18 protein-coding genes and 1 pseudogene are annotated in these 15,395 nt (G+C 69.0%); 2 read left to right on the plus strand and 17 right to left on the minus strand.

Features of this window, described 5'->3' with window-relative positions:
- From MNZ27_RS20730 to lipA, 4 genes are all read right to left on the minus strand, one after another.
- Positions 1-345: biotin/lipoyl-containing protein (locus MNZ27_RS20730; protein ID WP_308198006.1), on the minus strand; the 345-nt coding region annotated here is incomplete at its 3' end.
- A gap of 17 nt (positions 346-362) precedes the next feature.
- On the minus strand, positions 363-1,337 hold the full coding sequence (locus tag MNZ27_RS20735; protein ID WP_242395989.1) for an alpha-ketoacid dehydrogenase subunit beta: 975 nt from the start codon (positions 1,335-1,337) through the stop codon (positions 363-365).
- An 11-nt stretch (positions 1,338-1,348) separates the two neighbouring features.
- Positions 1,349-2,539 carry a thiamine pyrophosphate-dependent dehydrogenase E1 component subunit alpha gene (locus MNZ27_RS20740; RefSeq protein ID WP_277958175.1) on the minus strand — a complete coding sequence of 397 codons (1,191 nt, stop codon included), beginning with the start codon at positions 2,537-2,539 and terminating at the stop codon, positions 1,349-1,351.
- 15 nt (positions 2,540-2,554) lie between these two features.
- Positions 2,555-3,538 (minus strand): lipoyl synthase, encoded by a 984-nt coding sequence (gene lipA / locus MNZ27_RS20745; protein ID WP_242395991.1) that lies wholly within the window; start codon positions 3,536-3,538, stop codon positions 2,555-2,557.
- Between the two features lie 169 nt (positions 3,539-3,707).
- Between lipA and MNZ27_RS20750 the strand changes: the two genes are divergently transcribed.
- Together MNZ27_RS20750 and moaA are read left to right on the plus strand one after the other, a co-directional pair.
- Complete coding sequence (locus MNZ27_RS20750; protein ID WP_242395992.1) at positions 3,708-4,829, plus strand: HD-GYP domain-containing protein; 1,122 nt, start codon at positions 3,708-3,710, stop codon at positions 4,827-4,829.
- Between the two features lie 7 nt (positions 4,830-4,836).
- Complete coding sequence (gene moaA, locus MNZ27_RS20755; protein ID WP_242395993.1) at positions 4,837-5,844, plus strand: GTP 3',8-cyclase MoaA; 1,008 nt, start codon at positions 4,837-4,839, stop codon at positions 5,842-5,844.
- Positions 5,845-5,938: 94 nt separating this feature from the next.
- Here moaA and MNZ27_RS20760 read toward each other — a convergent pair whose 3' ends face one another.
- The 13 genes and pseudogenes from MNZ27_RS20760 to MNZ27_RS20820 form a co-directional block, all read right to left on the minus strand.
- Positions 5,939-6,364, minus strand: coding sequence for a cobalamin B12-binding domain-containing protein (locus MNZ27_RS20760; RefSeq protein WP_242395994.1), 426 nt, complete (start codon positions 6,362-6,364; stop codon positions 5,939-5,941).
- A complete protein-coding gene (locus MNZ27_RS20765) occupies positions 6,361-7,185 on the minus strand; it encodes a class I SAM-dependent methyltransferase (protein ID WP_242395995.1) in 825 nt (274 codons plus the stop codon). The genes MNZ27_RS20760 and MNZ27_RS20765 overlap by 4 nt, the downstream gene beginning before the upstream one ends.
- Before the next feature lie 24 nt (positions 7,186-7,209).
- On the minus strand, positions 7,210-8,361 hold the full coding sequence (locus MNZ27_RS20770; protein WP_242395996.1) for an NAD(P)/FAD-dependent oxidoreductase: 1,152 nt from the start codon (positions 8,359-8,361) through the stop codon (positions 7,210-7,212).
- Positions 8,362-8,540: 179 nt separating this feature from the next.
- Positions 8,541-9,158 carry a DUF416 family protein gene (locus MNZ27_RS20775; RefSeq protein ID WP_242395997.1) on the minus strand — a complete coding sequence of 206 codons (618 nt, stop codon included), beginning with the start codon at positions 9,156-9,158 and terminating at the stop codon, positions 8,541-8,543.
- A gap of 230 nt (positions 9,159-9,388) precedes the next feature.
- Positions 9,389-9,826, minus strand: coding sequence for a hypothetical protein (locus tag MNZ27_RS20780; protein ID WP_242395998.1), 438 nt, complete (start codon positions 9,824-9,826; stop codon positions 9,389-9,391).
- Between the two features lie 44 nt (positions 9,827-9,870).
- Complete coding sequence (locus tag MNZ27_RS20785) at positions 9,871-10,275, minus strand: hypothetical protein (protein ID WP_242395999.1); 405 nt, start codon at positions 10,273-10,275, stop codon at positions 9,871-9,873.
- A 196-nt stretch (positions 10,276-10,471) separates the two neighbouring features.
- Positions 10,472-10,696, minus strand: coding sequence for a hypothetical protein (locus MNZ27_RS20790; protein WP_242396000.1), 225 nt, complete (start codon positions 10,694-10,696; stop codon positions 10,472-10,474).
- Between the two features lie 249 nt (positions 10,697-10,945).
- Complete coding sequence (locus MNZ27_RS20795; protein ID WP_242396001.1) at positions 10,946-11,473, minus strand: imm11 family protein; 528 nt, start codon at positions 11,471-11,473, stop codon at positions 10,946-10,948.
- Positions 11,474-11,567: 94 nt separating this feature from the next.
- On the minus strand, positions 11,568-11,738 hold the full coding sequence (locus MNZ27_RS20800) for a hypothetical protein (RefSeq protein ID WP_242396002.1): 171 nt from the start codon (positions 11,736-11,738) through the stop codon (positions 11,568-11,570).
- Positions 11,739-12,039: 301 nt separating this feature from the next.
- Positions 12,040-12,231 (minus strand): annotated as a pseudogene (locus MNZ27_RS20805) (integrase core domain-containing protein); the annotation flags it as partial.
- Positions 12,232-12,239: 8 nt separating this feature from the next.
- Positions 12,240-12,635, minus strand: a complete 396-nt coding sequence (locus tag MNZ27_RS20810; RefSeq protein WP_242396003.1) for a hypothetical protein — start codon at positions 12,633-12,635, stop codon at positions 12,240-12,242.
- 852 nt (positions 12,636-13,487) lie between these two features.
- The gene (locus tag MNZ27_RS20815; protein WP_242396004.1) at positions 13,488-14,120 is read right to left on the minus strand and encodes a hypothetical protein; all 633 of its coding nucleotides are present in this window, start codon (positions 14,118-14,120) and stop codon (positions 13,488-13,490) included.
- A partial coding sequence (locus tag MNZ27_RS20820; RefSeq protein ID WP_277958176.1) for an RHS repeat-associated core domain-containing protein occupies positions 14,117-15,395 on the minus strand: 1,279 nt, incomplete at its 5' end. The genes MNZ27_RS20820 and MNZ27_RS20815, both read right to left, overlap by 4 nt.

The following is a 15,395-nucleotide window of genomic DNA, read 5'->3' on the forward strand; positions in this document are numbered from 1 at the left end:
CGGCGCCACGGCCCTCGGCGGCTCCCCCGCCGCCGGCACGGACGGCGCCGCGGCCGCGGCCTCGACCGGCGCTCCCGCCGCGGGGCGCGCGCCGCCGTCGTCCAGCTCGAGCTCCACGAGCGGCGTGTGCACCTTCGCGAGGTCCCCCACCTTCCAGTGCAGCCGGACGACCCGGCCGCTCCGGGGCGACGGGATCACCACCGTCGCCTTGTCGGTCATCACCTCGACCAGCGGCTGATCCTCGGCGACGGCGTCGCCCGGCTGGACGAACCAGCGCTGGACCTCGGCCTCGATCACGCCCTCGCCGATGTCGGGGAGCTCGAGCTGATAGGGCACGGCGGGCACGGACACCTCGCGACGGGCTAGTAGGAGACGACCTCCCGGATCGCCTGCAGGATGCGCGGGGCCCGGGGCAGGTACTCGTTCTCGAGCGTGTACGGAAAGGGCGTGTCGAACCCGGTGACGCGCCTCACCGGCGCCTCGAGGTGGAGGAAGCACCGCTCCTGGAGGAGCGCGGACAGCTCGGCGCCGAAGCCGCAGGTCCGGGGCGCCTCGTGCACCACGATCGCCCGGCCGGTGCGCGAGACCGACTGCACGAGCGCGTCGAGATCGAGGGGCTGGAGCGATCGCAGGTCGATCACCTCGCAGTCGAGCCCCTCCGCCGCCGCCTCGCGGGCCGCCTGATCCGCCTCGTGCCACATGGCGCCCCAGGCGATCACGGTCGCCTGCGTCCCGGGCCGGGTGACGCGTGCCTTCCCGAGCGGCTCCACGTAGTCGCCCTCCGGCACCTCGCCCTTGGCCGCGCGGTAGACCCGCTTCGGCTCGAAGAAGATCACCGGATCGGGATCGCGGATGGAGGCGAGGAGCAGCCCCTTCGCGTCGTGCGGGTTGGACGGGACGACGACCTTGAGCCCGGCGGTGTGGATGAAGTGGGCCTCCGGCGACTGGGAGTGGTAGTGCCCGCCCCGGATGCCGCCGCCGTACGGCGCGCGGATGACGAGCGGGCACGCGTACTGGCCGCCGGAGCGGTACCGGTACTTCGCGACCTCGTTCACGATCTGGTCGAAGGCCGGGAAGATGAAGTCGGCGAACTGGATCTCCGACACGGGCCGGAGCCCGTAGAGCGCCATCCCCACCGCCGTGCCGACGATGCCCCCCTCGGCGAGCGGCGTGTCGATGACCCGGTCGGCGCCGAACTCGTCGTAGAGCCCCTGCGTCGCGCGGAAGACGCCGCCGAACCTGCCGACGTCCTCGCCGAGCACGACCACGTCCGGATCCTGCCGCATGGCGACGCGCAGGGCGTCGTTCACGGCCTGGATGACGTTCATCGTGGGCATGACCGCCCCCGTCAGGTGCCGGCGTGGCGCGGGTTCCCGACCCGCGGATCGGCGGCGACGGCCGCCTCGAGCTCCCGGAGCTGCTCGCGCTGCTGGCGGAGCGGCTCCGCGTACACGTCCTCGAAGAGCGTCTCGAGCGGCGGCTTCGGCGGGAACGCCTCCGCCTCCCGGAGCGCCCGCTGCAGCTCCTCGCGCACCTCGTCGCGGAGCTTCGCGTCCGCCGCCTCGTCGAGGGCCCCGCGGCGGAGGAGGAAGCGGCGCATGCGGAGCAGCGGGTCCTTCCGCTTCCAGGTCTCGACCAGGTCCGCCGGCCGGTAGGCCCGCGGGTCGTCGGAGGTCGAGTGGCCCTCGAGGCGGTAGGTGACGCACTCGAGCAGCGTCGGCCCCTCCCCCGCCGCCGCCCGCGCCCGCGCCCGCCGGGTGGCGTTCAGGACCGCGAGGAGGTCGTTCCCGTCCACCCGCTCGCCGTGCATCCCGTAGGCGAGGGCCTTCTGGGCCAGGGTCTCGGCGGCGGTCTGGCGCTCGCGGGGCACGCTGATCGCCCAGCCGTTGTTCCGGCAGGCGAAGATCACCGGGATCTTCCGGAGCGCGGCGAAGTTCAGGCCGGTGTGGAAGTCGTGCGCGCTCGTCGCGCCGTCGCCGAAGTACGCGAGCGCGACCATGTCGTCGCCCTTGAGCCGCGCCGCCCAGGCGGCGCCCACCGCGTGCGGGATCTGGGTGGCGATGGGCGAGCTGATCGACGCGAAGCGCCCCGGCCGCCACGCCTCGTGGCAGGGCATCTGGCGGCCCTTCATGACGTCGCGGGCGTTGCCGAACAGGTCGCAGAGGTAGGTCACGAGCGGCAGGCCGCGGAGCAGCGCGGCGCCGTGCTCGCGGTAGCAGGGGAAGATCCAGTCGCGGGTCTCGACCCCCGCGGCGGTCCCGAAGATCGTCGCCTCCTCGCCGATCGACCCGATGTAGAAGCCGATGCGCCCCTGGCGCTGGAGCGTGATCATCCGCTCGTCGAGCGCCCGGTTCAGGACCATCCACCGGTAGAGCATCACCAGGTCGGCGTCGGCGAGCGGCACCTCGGCGGGGTCGGCGGTGCCGTCGTCGCGCAGCACCGTCTGGAGCGGGAACTCGCGGAGGAAGAAGCCCGGCTGGTCCACCTCCGCCAGGCGGGGGTGCCTCGCCACCGGACTCACCTCGTGCTCCCGCCGCATGCCTCGCTCCCGGCGTCAGCGGACCGCCGCCCGCGCCTCGAGCGCGCCGCGGAGGAACAGCTCGGCGGCGCGGTACGAAGAGCGGACGAGCGGACCGCTCGCCACGTACCGGAACCCGAGGGCGCGCCCCCGCTCGCCGAGGGCGGAGAACCGCTCGGGGGTGACGTACTCCTGGACCGGCAGGTGCCAAGCGCTCGGCCGGAGGTACTGGCCGAGGGTGAGGATCTCGACGCCGTGGGCGCGGAGGTCGCGCATCGCCTCGACCACCTCGTCCTCGGCCTCGCCGAGGCCGAGCATGAGCGACGACTTCGTGATCACCGCCGGGAACTCCCGCTTCATGCGGGCGAGCACGCCGAGGGTCTGGTCGTACCCGGCCCGCGCGTCGCGGACGGCGGGCGAGAGCCGGCGGACGGTCTCCAGGTTGTTCGCGAAGACATCCGGCGCGGCCCGGCCGATGGTGCGGACCGCCTCGGCGTCGCCCTGGAAGTCCGGCGTCAGCACCTCGACCAGGAGGCGCGGGATCGCCTTGAGCCGACGGATCGCGTCGGCGAAGTGCGCTGCGCCCCCGTCGGGCAGGTCGTCCCGATCCACGCTCGTCACGACCACGTAATCGAGCCCCAGCGCCGCGATCGCCTCGGCGACGTGGCGCGGCTCGTCCGGATCGAGCGGCGGGGGGTGGGCGGCGGTCTTCACCTGGCAGAACCGGCACCCGCGGGTGCACGTGTCGCCCATCAGCATCACCGTCGCGGTGCCGCCGCCCCAGCACTCCGCGACGTTCGGGCAGTGGGCCTCGGCGCACACGGTGTGGAGCCGCAGCCCGCGCAAGGTGTCCTTCACCCTCTGATAACGGTCGCCTCCAGGGACGTTCACCCGCAGCCACCCCGGCTTGCGCGCCGCCGCCGGCAGCCCGTGCTCGCGCAGGGCGGCCGCGATCTCGCGCCGGCCGCTCGGCGGGGCGTCACCGAGGACGGGCAGGCTGGTTCGGGTGGGGTCGGACATGTCGGACGCCGCGGATGTAGGAAAGTCGCCGAGGCAGATCAAGAGCCGCTCGCTCGACCGAGCGCCTTCACTACCCTACACATCGGGGAGAGCCCGCGCATGCCCGCCTGCTCGGAATGGCCTCACCCCGAGTGGGGTGGGAGCGCCGGAACGAAGTACACTACGAGGCATGTCGGAGACGCCCCATCCGGAAGCGACGCCCCTGCTCGTGGTGGACGACGACGTGGTCGTGCGCGGCGTGATCTCGGCCCTCCTCGAGGACGAGGGCTACGCCGTGACGACCGTCGCGAACGCGGCGGCAGCCGAGGACGCGCTGCGCGCCGCGGAGATCCCCGTCGTGGTGAGCGACGTCCGGATGCCCGGCCACGACGGGTTCTGGCTGCTCGAGCGGATCCGGGAGCTCAGGCCCGACACCGCGGTGATCATGCTCACTGGCTTCGGCGACACCGAGGCGGCGGTCGAGTGCCTCCGGAGCGGCGCCGCCGACTACCTCCTCAAGCCGCCGAAGGTGACGGACCTCGTCCGGGCGATCGAGCGGGCGCTCGGGCGCCGCAAGCTCGCGCTCGAGCGCCGGCGGTACCGGGAAGGGCTCGAGCTCCGCGTCCAGAAGAAGACCGCCGAGCTCTCCCGGGCCCTCGTCGATCTGGAGAGCACCTACTCGCAGACGCTGTGGACCCTGGTCGCCGCCCTGGACGCCCGCGAGCACGAGACGAGCGATCACTCGCGGCGCGTGGTCCGGTACACCCTCGCGATCGCCGAGCGCCTCGGGATCCCGGAGCGGGAGTGGGCCGCGATCGGGCGCGGCGCGCTCCTCCACGACATCGGGAAGATCGGCGTCCCCGACGCGATCCTCCTCAAGCCCGGGACGCTCACCCCCGACGAGTGGGTCGAGATGCGGCGCCACCCGCAGATCGGCTTCGACATCCTCCGGAGCGTCCACTTCCTCGCCGGGCCGGCCGAGCTCGTCCTCTCGCACCAGGAGCGGTTCGACGGCGGCGGCTACCCGCGCGGCCTCGCCGGCGACGCGATCCCGCTCGCCGCCCGCGTGTTCGCGATCGCCGACACCTTCGACGCGATGACGAGCGATCGGCCCTACCGGGGCCGGCTGCCGCTCGAGGCGGCGCGCGCCGAGATCGCCCGCAGCGCGGGGACGCAGCTCGATCCGCGCTGCGTCGCGGCGTTCCAGTCGCTCTCCGTGGACGAGCTCGCGCACCTCGCGCTCCCGGCCGACGGGCCCGGCGTCCCGGACGCGCCCGGGCGGATGGCGGTCGTGGACTGCTCCGGGTTATAACGCCGGCGTGCCCGAGCAGACGCCCGCCCCCTCCAGCGCCCCCGCGCTCCTCGACGCCCAGGGGCGGCGCATCGTCTACCTGCGGCTCTCCCTCACGGACCGGTGCAACTTCCGGTGCAGCTACTGCTCGCCGGCCGGGATCGAGACCCACGAGGACCCGCTGGAGCGGTCGGAGGTCGCCCGGCTCGCGCGGATCTTCGGCGGGCTCGGGATCCGGCGCGTGCGGCTCACCGGCGGCGAGCCGACGCTGCGGCGCGACCTGCTCGACCTGGTGCGCGACGTGTCCGCCGCGCCCGGCATCGAGGAGATCGCCCTCACCACGAACGGCCACCTCCTCGCGTCGCTCGCGCGACCGCTCCGCGAGGCGGGGGTCACGCGACTGAACGTCTCGCTCGACACGCTCGACCCGGAGAAGCTGCGGCGCATCGCCGGGCGCGCCGCCACCCTCGACCGGATCGTCTCCGGCATCGAGGCGGCCTACGCGGCGGGCTTCGCGTCGGTGAAGCTGAACGTCGTCGTGGTGAGGGGGGAGAACGACGGCGAGCTCGGCGACCTCGCCCGCTTCGCGTGGCGCTTCGGGGCGACCGCGCGCTTCATCGAGCTCATGCCCTTCGGGCCTGGCGCGCCGGTCCCGACCGCCGAGGTGAAGCGGCTCCTCGAGGGCCAGGGCCTCCGGCTCGAGCCCGACGCCACCCGCGGCTGGGGCCCCGCCTACCACATGCGCGGCACCTCCACCGACCGCGGCCGGCCGGTGAGCGGCCTCGTCGGCTTCATCGGCGCGATGACCGAGAGCTTCTGCGACTCCTGCAACCGCGTCCGGGTCGGGGCCGACGGCTCGCTCCGCGCCTGCCTCGGCGGGCGCGAGCGGCTCGGGCTGAAGGAGCTGCTGCGGGGCGGCGCGTCCGACGAGGAGATCGCGCAGGCCATCCGGGCGGCGCTGCTCGGGAAGCGCGAGCGCCACGACCTCGCCCACTCCCGTGGCAAGCTGCTCCCGATGATCGGGACGGGCGGGTAGCGGCGCGCCCTCCTCGCGTCGCGCACCTCGCCTCGTCCGCCTCGCGCGGGCGCGCGGCGGGAGGCGAGGCGATGCGGCGGGCGCGGCGGACCGGCTAGGCGGCCTCGGCGCGCGGATGGATGTTCGCGCGGATCCACTCGACGATCGTCTGGGTGGACGAGCCCGGCAGGAACACCTCGGCGGTGCCCTTCTCCTTGAGCCGCGGCACGTCGTCCTGCGGGATGATGCCACCGCCGAAGACGACGATGTCCGAGGCCCCCTTCTGCTTCAGCAGGTCCACGACCGCCGGGAAGAGGGTCAGGTGCGCGCCGGACATGATCGACATGCCGATCGCGTCCACGTCCTCCTGGATCGCGGCGGCGACGATCATCTCGGGCGTCTGGTGCAGGCCCGTGTAGATGACCTCGAGGCCGGCGTCGCGCAGCGCGCGGGCGATGATCTTGGCGCCGCGATCGTGGCCGTCGAGGCCAGGCTTCGCGACGAGGATGCGGAGGGGGCGCTCTTTCGCGGGCGGCGTCATCTCGGTTTCTCCAGGAGAGCGATGAGGTCCGGCGCTTCGGGACCGGGCGCCGGCCGCGGGATCCGGCCCGCGTCCGTGGTGCTCGTCAGCTCCACGAGGTGGAGGCCCGCACGCTCCGACAGCGGCCCCCACTCGGAAGGCTTGTAGTACCGCAACTCCGCGGTGCCCGCCAGCACCGCGCCGGAGCGGCGGACCAGCCGGCGACTGCACCGGTCCACACCCGTCGCGGGATCGAACACCGACACCTCCTCGACCGTGCCCCCGTCCGGCAGCGTGCGACGCGCCGCGTCGCGCGGCTCGAGGGCGAGCCGGAGCGGGTTGGCGTGATGGACGAGGACGCGCCCGCCCGGGCGGAGGGCGCGCGCCAGGTCCGCGAGGCAACGCGCGTTGGTCTCGTCGTCGAACATGAAGAGGGACGCGTACCAGGAGAAGGCGGCGTCGAGGGAGCCGGCGCGGAGCGGGAGGGCGCGGACGTCGGCGCGGACCCAGAGCGGGATCCCCGTCCCCGTCCCCGTCCCCGTGCCCCGCGTCGCGTGGCCAGTGGCCCCCGGCCCGGTTTCGCCGGCCCGAGGCCTGTTCGACGCCGCCCGAGCGAGATACGCCCCGCTCCGCTCGAGCCCGATCACCCTCCCCGCCCGTCGCGCGAGCGGCCACGCGTGTCGGCCGTGGCCGCAGGCGAGGTCGAGCACCCGGTCCGCCGGGCCGATCCCGAGGAGCGACGCGATCACCTCCGCCTCGAGCGCCGAGAGGCGCGGCGTCAGCAGGTCCGCGACGCTGTCGAGGTAGAGCGCGCCGTAGTAGGCGTCGGTCCAGTGCGGCACGCGCCGAGTGTAGCGCGGCGCGGCTCAGCTCCACCGCTCCAGCCACTCGCGCTCCCACGCCTCCTTCGCGCGGTGCGAGTCGGCGGTCGGCGCGTCGAGCGAGACGACGGGGACCGGCTCGCCGAAGAAGTCACCCTTCCCGTGCGCCGCCGCGCCGTCGCCCGTCTCGACCCAGCACTCCCCCATCGCGACGTAGGTTTCGCGGGACCCCCCGCCCCCGATCTCGGCGGCGATGGCGCGCGCGACCACCTCCGCCTCGCCCTCCGCGAAGGTCGCGGCCTTCGGGAGCGGCTTGCCCATCTTCAGCGGGATCCCGGTCACGTCGCCGATGGCCCACACTCGCTCGAACCGGGTCCGGAGCGTGGCGCGATCCACCGGGACCCAACCGCTCTCCCCGGTGAGCCCCGCGTCGCGCACGACCCGCGGCGCCTGGTGCGGCGCGACGAACGCGAGCAGGTCGTACGCGGCCTCCGCGCCGTTGGCGAAGCGAAGCCGCCTCGCTGGCGCGTCCGCTTCGACGACCTGGTGGTCCGGGTGGTACGCGATCCGCTTCGCGGCGAGCAGGTCGCGGACCGCAGCCGAGACCTTCGGGCCCGCGACGCCCATCGGCGCCGGCTCCGCGGCGTAGAGATCGACCGAGACCTTCTCCCGGACGCCGCGCCCCCGGAGGGTCCACTCCATGAGCAGCGCCGCCTCGTACGGCGCAGCCGGGCACTTGTACGCGGGGGCCGCCGTGAGGACCACGAGCCGTCCTCCGTCGAACGACGCGAGCGCGTCACGAAGCGCCACCGCGCCCTCGAGCGCGTAGAAGGAATGACCGGCATCCGCCAGCCCTGGGACGGCGGACGGGGCGAGCTCCGCGCCCAGCGCGAGGACCAGGTAATCCGCATCGAGCCGTCGTCCCCCGACCTCCACGCGTCGCCGCGCCGGGTCGATGCGTTCGACGTCGCCCTGGACGACCTCGACGCCGTGGCGCGAGAGCGTCGCCACGGGGCGCGCGATCTCGTCTGGACGGCGCTCGCCGACGATCACGCGCAGCAGCGAGGCCCCGAGCACGAAGCGCTCCGCGCGCTCGACCACCGTGATCCGGTGCTCCGCCGGGAGCACCCTACGCAGCTCCCTCGCGACGACACTTCCTCCGACCCCGCCTCCCAGGATCACGACGCTCGCGCTCATGACGACCCCCTCACCCGGCCACCGCTCCGATGGGCGTCCCGGTGCACCGTGGAAGGTATGGCGAGACCCCGGCGGAGGCGAAGGCTGAGCCGCACCGCAGGACGGCCTTCTCTCGACCTTGGATGCTGCCCCTCCCTCTCATGGCGGACGCATGGCCAGGAGAGGGCCTTGGCGCACTACTAACGGTCGGGGCGTTCCAGAAATATCGAAAGCGCCTGCGCCCTTGCGTTGTCACGAAGTCGGCCGATCTCGCCTTCGTCGCGGCCGCCGTTCGCTGCCATCGCCTCCAGCGCAGCGATGTCGTCGCGTTGACGTTGGAGCTCGCGCTGCACGACCGTGTGCGAAAGAATTTGCTCCTCGCTCCACTCGACTCCGCGGTCGGCGTCCTCCATCAGCACGAAATAATCAACCGTGTCATATGCTCTTTCCGCGGCCCACCCCGGCTCCCGCGGATCACTGGATCGCATCGCCCTCAGGCCGTACGCGATCGCCGCCGCGGCGTTCTCGGCGAAGAGCGCGTCGTCCGTCCCCTCGTCCGCAGCGGTGCGGATGGAGGTCTCGCACGCCAAGAGCGCGTCCTCGCGCTCCGCGTCCTCCTCCCGATCCCCGCCCCCGTATTTCCAGAGCAGCTCCAGCGCCTCGTGCAGCCGATCGCTCGTCTCCGGGTCACGAGCTCGAAAGAATCTTTCCGCGTGAGGGAAGAGCCGCTCGGCCACGGCTGCTGCGAACAACACGCGGAGTCGCTCGGGAATCCCCGCGAGCCTCTTCTCCAAAGCCGAGCGGTCGTACGTGAGCATTGGCGTCGCCCTCGCTTACGTGAAACGGCACCAGCGCTGCCGGCACTCCTCGCCTGGTTCTCCATGAGCCCGGCCATTACCGCCCACCACAGCCTCGAAACGGAGAGGATATCGCGCGGTGCGCCTCGAGCGCGCCGACTCGTACCGCGTATCGTATCAGGGCGTTCCCGTGCACCGTCAGGCACGCCAAGGCGCCTGCCCGCGCCCATCTACCTGCAGGCTGCGCGTGCTCAAGCGTCTTCAACCTTCCCGAACGCGAACGCGACTCCTTTCGTCGCGAATGGACTCTCGACTCGGAGTTGCCCTTCATTCAGCGCATACGGGAAATACACGTTTGCGCTGAAACCGTCGACGTGATCGACTCGAACCTCGATGGCGTCGCGCATTTCGTCCGTCGCGGAGGGTCCAAGGCTACGATTCGTGACGATCGCTGCCGCTCTGATGGTTCCAGCAGAAGCCCGATCGTGAAAGTCTCGCTCGAGCAACTTTATCAACTCGCTCGAGGGTCCGTAATCCCGTTCGGTCGTCGCGCCGAGATGCGTGAACGTTCCGTCCGTTTTGAGGGCTCCCCCGAAGGGGTGAAACTCGCCAAACTCGCGAAGCATCCGCCTCGCGAGTGGCAGCAACTCATTCATCAAGCGTTCCGACTCGTGCTTGCCCGTTCTCATGATTCACCGCCCCCGCGTCACCCGACGGATACGATTACTCTCGGTCAGGACCGTGGGAACCGGTGAACTCGGTGCGGCCGGTCTGGGCCCCTATCGACCACCGTGACCAGGTTCACGGCCAGCGAGAACAACGCCACGACGAGCGGCACTGAGAGCAGTGCGCGCCCGTGGACCGCCAGGAGGAGCCACGTCAGTGCGCCGAAGAACGACGCCAAAATGATTCCCACGACGACCGCCCCCAGCGGTCCGTCGATCCGGTCGCGCTTTCGGCCGTAAGAATAGCTGCCGTCGACGCACGACCAGAGGACAAGCGCAAACCCCGGTACGGCCTTAATCACTCCCGCATAGCTCAAAGCTTGCACGCCCACTTCAACTACGAGCCCGACGGCCAACGAGTGTCGCACGACCCGTAATAGGATGATCCAATTGGATGGCCAGACGACGATCATCGGGGCGGCTCCTCTCACCACGCCTGCAGCGGACCGCCCCCGGCGCCCGCGGCTTGGCCCAGCGCCGTGCCGACCGGAGGGGTGACGCCCGGAGCCGCTACGGCTGGCCCGGACCCGCTCGCTCTAGCGAACCACAACCCGGTTGCGTTAGCCAGCCGCTGTGCCGTGGGCGTGAACTTCGCCTCAGCGACCGCGCTCATTGCGCCGAAGGCCCGCCGCAAGCAGCCGATATTCCGGCGGCACCGAACGTCGCCTCGGCTATCCCAGCGACGGCGGCGCCGAGCACCCCATCCCTCCGATCTCGCATGCTGCCGTACCCGTAGCTCGCGTAGACCGACGACAGGAGGACGACCATGAAGCCCAGCGGGGCCTTGATCGCACCCGCGTACCTCAGCGCCTGCACCGGGAGCTCCACCAGCACGAGCCCGTGACGATCCGGAACATGAAGCTCCAGTTCGATGGCAGGACGCCAATCACGCCTTCTGCCTCATTCCGCCTGCGCCGGGTCGATCTGTGGATGAGCGACGTGATGCACGGGCCAGCCGTCCCGGTCGGCGGCAGGAAGACAGCATCATACGCTGGTTTCCTGCATCACCTAGCCCCCAGGGCACCCACTTGATCCCGGGAAGGTCCCAGAATCTAGACTGGCGCAGCCGCAGACCAAATACACTTAAAGTCCAGACCCATGGAGACCCGCCGACGTCCACAGTTGTATGAAGCGATCGCTCACGAAGGTCGGACTCACGCGTAGGTTCGGGATTTTGAAGATTTCGACGCCAGAAACTGCTTCGGGCCGAAACACGTACCGCGTCACGCGCATTATTCTCCCGCTGCTGAAACGAAGCACGGAAGACGCCTGCTCGTCGAGAGCATCCAAAACACGAGTCGATTTGAATATCCAGAGCTCCGCTTCCGAGCAGGTGATCGGCAGGAGTTCCCCATACTGCTCGAGTACCGTACCGAGCCTCTCGACGACGGAGCGACGGAACATGAGCGCGTGCGACCCTAGCCACGGGGAATCCGATGTCGAAAGCTCCTTGCCTTCATCTTCATGGACTAGTCGCATCCGGATGGGCCGGCATGCCTGGCGCCGAGCGGTGCCGTGAATCTGCACGTAGACCGTCTCGAACTCTTCTTGCCGCTCCGGCTGACAAAGCTCGAATCCTTCGCCTCCCAAGGGCACATAGACCCTCGCCATCGCAGACCGCCTCCTATCAAAGCTTGTCGCTAAACTGTCCACTTCGTGAATTACTCTTGGTCCGGGCCTTGAGCAGAGCCGGCTTAGTCTTGCTTCAAGCGTCAGGTTGCCACTGAATGAGGAGGCTCGGCTCTTCCGTGAACCCCGCCTGACGAAGCTTTACTTCAGTATCGCCGAAGACCTGACGAGCATCCGGCCCACTCAACTGCACCTCGTCTTCCGCTTCAGGACCGATGATTCCCAACTTCGTGCCGATGAAGAGCAACCACCTTTCTCCCGGCGCACCGAAGTTACCCCAATAATGTATAAGTCCGTTCCTCCTGGCAGATATCAACCGAGGATCCGTTCGCGACTCTAGAGCTGCAACCTCTTCCTGCGTGAGTTCAAATCGAACGCCGAAGAATACCACAGCAGCAGGCGAAGACATGGCCGCCCTCATTCCATAATCACGACATCGAAGCCCAACTTACTCAGCATATTCTGCAACGGACCTGTTGGGCCGACTTGGCCTGTAACTGCGCTCCGGCCGAATTCCAAGGCGACGCAATCTGACCTGCCCCCCAACTCTAGACGGCTACCGGTGTGAGCCCGGTTGAACTGCGAGCACACTCCATCGGCGTCTGGTTATCGAGCGAGCTGTGCGGCCTGGCCTCGTTGTAGTCGACGCGGTACGCCTCGATCATCCGCTTCGCGTCGTCCAGGTCCAGAAACCAGTTCTCGTTCAGGCACTCGTCCCTGAACTATCCGTTGAAGCTCTCTTCGGTTTCTATCCGAGACTACTCTCGGTAGGGGTCTTCTTCACGACGATCGTTATCGCATCGGGTTCCGAGGAATCGTTCACCCACATCTCCACCCAGGTGTTCTCAGACGCTACCGGCATCTCCAGCAACACCTCGCCTACGACGGAGCAGACCGAGAGTCTTCCGGTAGGAGTCTCGAGAGCGCCCTCGAACACCGGTCCGGCGCCCATTCCTACGGGCGCCCGTTCATCTCCGAGTGTGATCGACGTCTCTCCGTCCTGCTCGGAACGTGTTCCAACAGCGACACACGATGACGTCGCCGCTACAACCTTTCCAGACATGCTCTCGGGGACCACTCCCACCACAGGATCCATCACTAAGACGAGAGAGTTCCTTGGCGCCACTTTGATGGTTCGCTTCATCACTGCATCCTTTGTTGCCGTGCGACAGCGAGACCTTGGTCACGACTGCAATTAATACTGAGGATACAGCCGCTGAGAAGCGCCCTGCGTGTTCAATGCAGAAACCGGCTGATAGTCCGGGACATAGTTACCGCTTTTCGTACCGGGATTGAGCGTCCCGTAAGTGTATGCACTAATGTACCGATGCCTAAACCTGTTGAGCCGGCCGTCCGCGGCGCGGACGCATGGTCCGCAAAAGAGCCTTCGCGGACTACTCTCGGTCGGGGCCTCGAACTCGTACAGCAGCTTCGCGAGGTACGTCTCCGCCTGCGCCGCGTCGTGCCGCGTCGCAGGTCGCTCCCCGTGCGCCGCCTGCACCAGCCCGCCCCGGTCGTACGCGTACTTCAGCACCTCGCCGTCCGGCGATGAGCCAACGGCGGCTCTGGATCCTGGGACCTCAAGCGCGCGTCATGACGGTCCAGCAAATACCACTGATCATCGCCTACTTGCGCTCATGATGCACCGGCCCCGCGTCATCCGGCGGACACGATTACTCTCGGTCGGGACCCCCAGGTCGTACGCGTACTTCAGCACCTCGCCGTCCGGCGATGAGCCAACGGCGGCTCTGGGTTCCTGGGACCTCGAGCGCGCGTCATGACGGTTCCGCAAATATCACCGATTATCGGGCACTTGCACTCATGATGCACCGTCCCCGCGTCATCCGGCGGACAGACACGATTACTCTCGGTCGGGGGGCTGGGTCGGCGATCTGAACACGATCGGGAGGGAGCGGCGAGCCTGCGGCGGCGCCGGGCGGACGACTACTGGGTCAACACGCCCTCGGCCGGGCGGTTACCGTGCCGGCGGAGACAGCTACTTGTCTAGGTGATGCCCTCGGAGCCTCCCCGACCGCTCGCTGCGTCTCGGGTGAGGCAATTCGATGACGCGGTTGACCCACCTCACGTCGTCTGGCCTAGTCGTCTCGAGCATGTAGGTGATGTACAACTTATCTCCCTCGAAGCGGGTCTTGGAACTCACCACAAACCACGTCATCGCCGACCGGGCCATGTCGTGCGGCCTCACCCGCACCCTGCCACCGCCCCCGAATAGCCGCTGCACGATGACTTCGAGTCCTGTGCAAAGGATCCTCTCGTTGACCGGGTCGACCGCCTTGACAAACTCGTAGGGTCCGTCGATTGCGTTCCGCTTGACCGAGTAGAAGAGCGACGTCACGTCGGCCCCGAGCTCGCTCCCGTAATCGATCCGGAGCAGATCCGGGGAGATCCAGCGGAGCCGAGGCGGAGGGAGGCTTAGCTGCGGCGGAACGTGAACGGCCAGCTTCCCCGGCGTCTCGATCGTGGCGCTGTAGGTCTCATGCCCCTCCGAGTACACCCGAACGACTGTGCCAGATCCACCCGTGCTCTCCTCATAAACGCGGGATTCACCGACGGCGGCTCGGCCCCCGACCACGAGCGCAACGGCTGCGAACAGGCGAGCTCCAGTCATGGGAATTCCTTCGGGTGCTTGTTTAACTGCTTCCACCTGCTCGCGTAGTTGTAGAAGTGCAGGTCGAGCGCCCCAGCGTCGCCGACTTTCTCGAAGATGGGGACTGTCTCCTGCTTCTTCTTGATCGTGAAGGTTTGCTTCTGCCGGTAGAACCTCAAGCTGCCGTGCCCCCAGAAGAACGCGCCACCGGTCACGTCGGCCCCCCCGCTCATCGCGTACAGGGTTCCTGCGATCGCCGTCTGAAGCGCCTCGGGCTCCCCGAGGCCGAAATCCTTAGGCAAAGGCTTTTGGCTCTCAACGATCGATAGCGCGCCCATCGCCTTTACCCACTTCCGTTTACCGTACCCCTCGATATGGTTGTCGGGGTTCGAGACGACGTCCTGGGCGGTCGCGCCGGTGTAGCTCGCGCGCCTCTGGATGACTTGCGCAATCCCCTTCGCCTCCTCCACGTCACCTGGGTTGGCCTCCGCGTAGACGGTGGCGACGACTTCATTGAAGTCCGACTGCTTACCAATGAACTTGTCGGCGTTGTTCCCGCCATCGCCTTTCCGACGGAGGTAGACGTTGGTGGTTTTCGCTTTGACCGTCTCCGCGACCGTCCCGTTCTCACTGAAGTACACGTCATCTTCCCCCGTCACATCGACTTGCCCCAGGGGGTTATTCCCTGCGTAGTGAAACAGGTCGAGGTTGACCGGCCTGAACACGCCGCCGGCGCCGCGTTGGCCGTCCAGGTACTGTCCGAGGATGGGATCCGGACTCGCCCACCTCACCCGCACCGGATCGTAGTACCTCGCCCCGAAGTAATACAGCCCGGTCTCCTCGTCGATCTCCTTCCCGGTGAACAGGAACCTCTGCCCCTTCACCGGTGAAGCCCCGACGTCGCTCCGCGTGTCCCTCCACACTTCCCCGTACGGGAAGTACTCCACCGGCTCGTGCACCCGCGCGTTCTGATCCGTCACCCAGCTCGTCGAGCCCAGGTGATCCGGGTGGTAGTAGTACGTCTCCGGCCGCACCTTCGCGTCCGCGTAGTAGTCGTTCAGCACCGGATCGCCGCCCGGCAGGTACGCGCACTTCTGCGGCTGGTAGTACGACGGGTCGCACCCGCTGTCGTTGTTGACCGTGGTCGGCGTCGTCCCCGGCTCGGTCGAGTCCACCGTCCCCCGCGGCACGTCGTCCCAGCCCGGTGGCGGCATCAGCTTCGACGCCACCCGCGCCGTCCCGACGAACACGTGCTTCATCGCCGCGCGACGCCCCTTCACCGACCAGAACTGCCCG

The organism is Anaeromyxobacter oryzisoli (assembly GCF_022690765.1).
Classification (GTDB): domain Bacteria; phylum Myxococcota; class Myxococcia; order Myxococcales; family Anaeromyxobacteraceae; genus Anaeromyxobacter; species Anaeromyxobacter oryzisoli.

Excerpts from the sequence above, each read along its gene's own strand:
- MNZ27_RS20735 (WP_242395989.1), bottom strand. The coding sequence starts at position 1,337 with ATGCCCACGATGAACGTCATCCAGGCCGTGAACGACGCCCTGCGCGTC.
- MNZ27_RS20740 (WP_277958175.1), bottom strand. The coding sequence starts at position 2,539 with ATGCGGCGGGAGCACGAGGTGAGTCCGGTGGCGAGGCACCCCCGCCTG.
- lipA (WP_242395991.1), bottom strand. The coding sequence starts at position 3,538 with ATGTCCGACCCCACCCGAACCAGCCTGCCCGTCCTCGGTGACGCCCCG.
- MNZ27_RS20750 (WP_242395992.1), top strand. The coding sequence starts at position 3,708 with ATGTCGGAGACGCCCCATCCGGAAGCGACGCCCCTGCTCGTGGTGGAC.
- MNZ27_RS20760 (WP_242395994.1), bottom strand. The coding sequence starts at position 6,364 with ATGACGCCGCCCGCGAAAGAGCGCCCCCTCCGCATCCTCGTCGCGAAG.
- MNZ27_RS20770 (WP_242395996.1), bottom strand. The coding sequence starts at position 8,361 with ATGAGCGCGAGCGTCGTGATCCTGGGAGGCGGGGTCGGAGGAAGTGTC.
- MNZ27_RS20775 (WP_242395997.1), bottom strand. The coding sequence starts at position 9,158 with ATGCTCACGTACGACCGCTCGGCTTTGGAGAAGAGGCTCGCGGGGATT.
- MNZ27_RS20780 (WP_242395998.1), bottom strand. The coding sequence starts at position 9,826 with ATGAGAACGGGCAAGCACGAGTCGGAACGCTTGATGAATGAGTTGCTG.
- MNZ27_RS20785 (WP_242395999.1), bottom strand. The coding sequence starts at position 10,275 with ATGATCGTCGTCTGGCCATCCAATTGGATCATCCTATTACGGGTCGTG.
- MNZ27_RS20795 (WP_242396001.1), bottom strand. The coding sequence starts at position 11,473 with ATGGCGAGGGTCTATGTGCCCTTGGGAGGCGAAGGATTCGAGCTTTGT.
- MNZ27_RS20810 (WP_242396003.1), bottom strand. The coding sequence starts at position 12,635 with ATGAAGCGAACCATCAAAGTGGCGCCAAGGAACTCTCTCGTCTTAGTG.
- MNZ27_RS20815 (WP_242396004.1), bottom strand. The coding sequence starts at position 14,120 with ATGACTGGAGCTCGCCTGTTCGCAGCCGTTGCGCTCGTGGTCGGGGGC.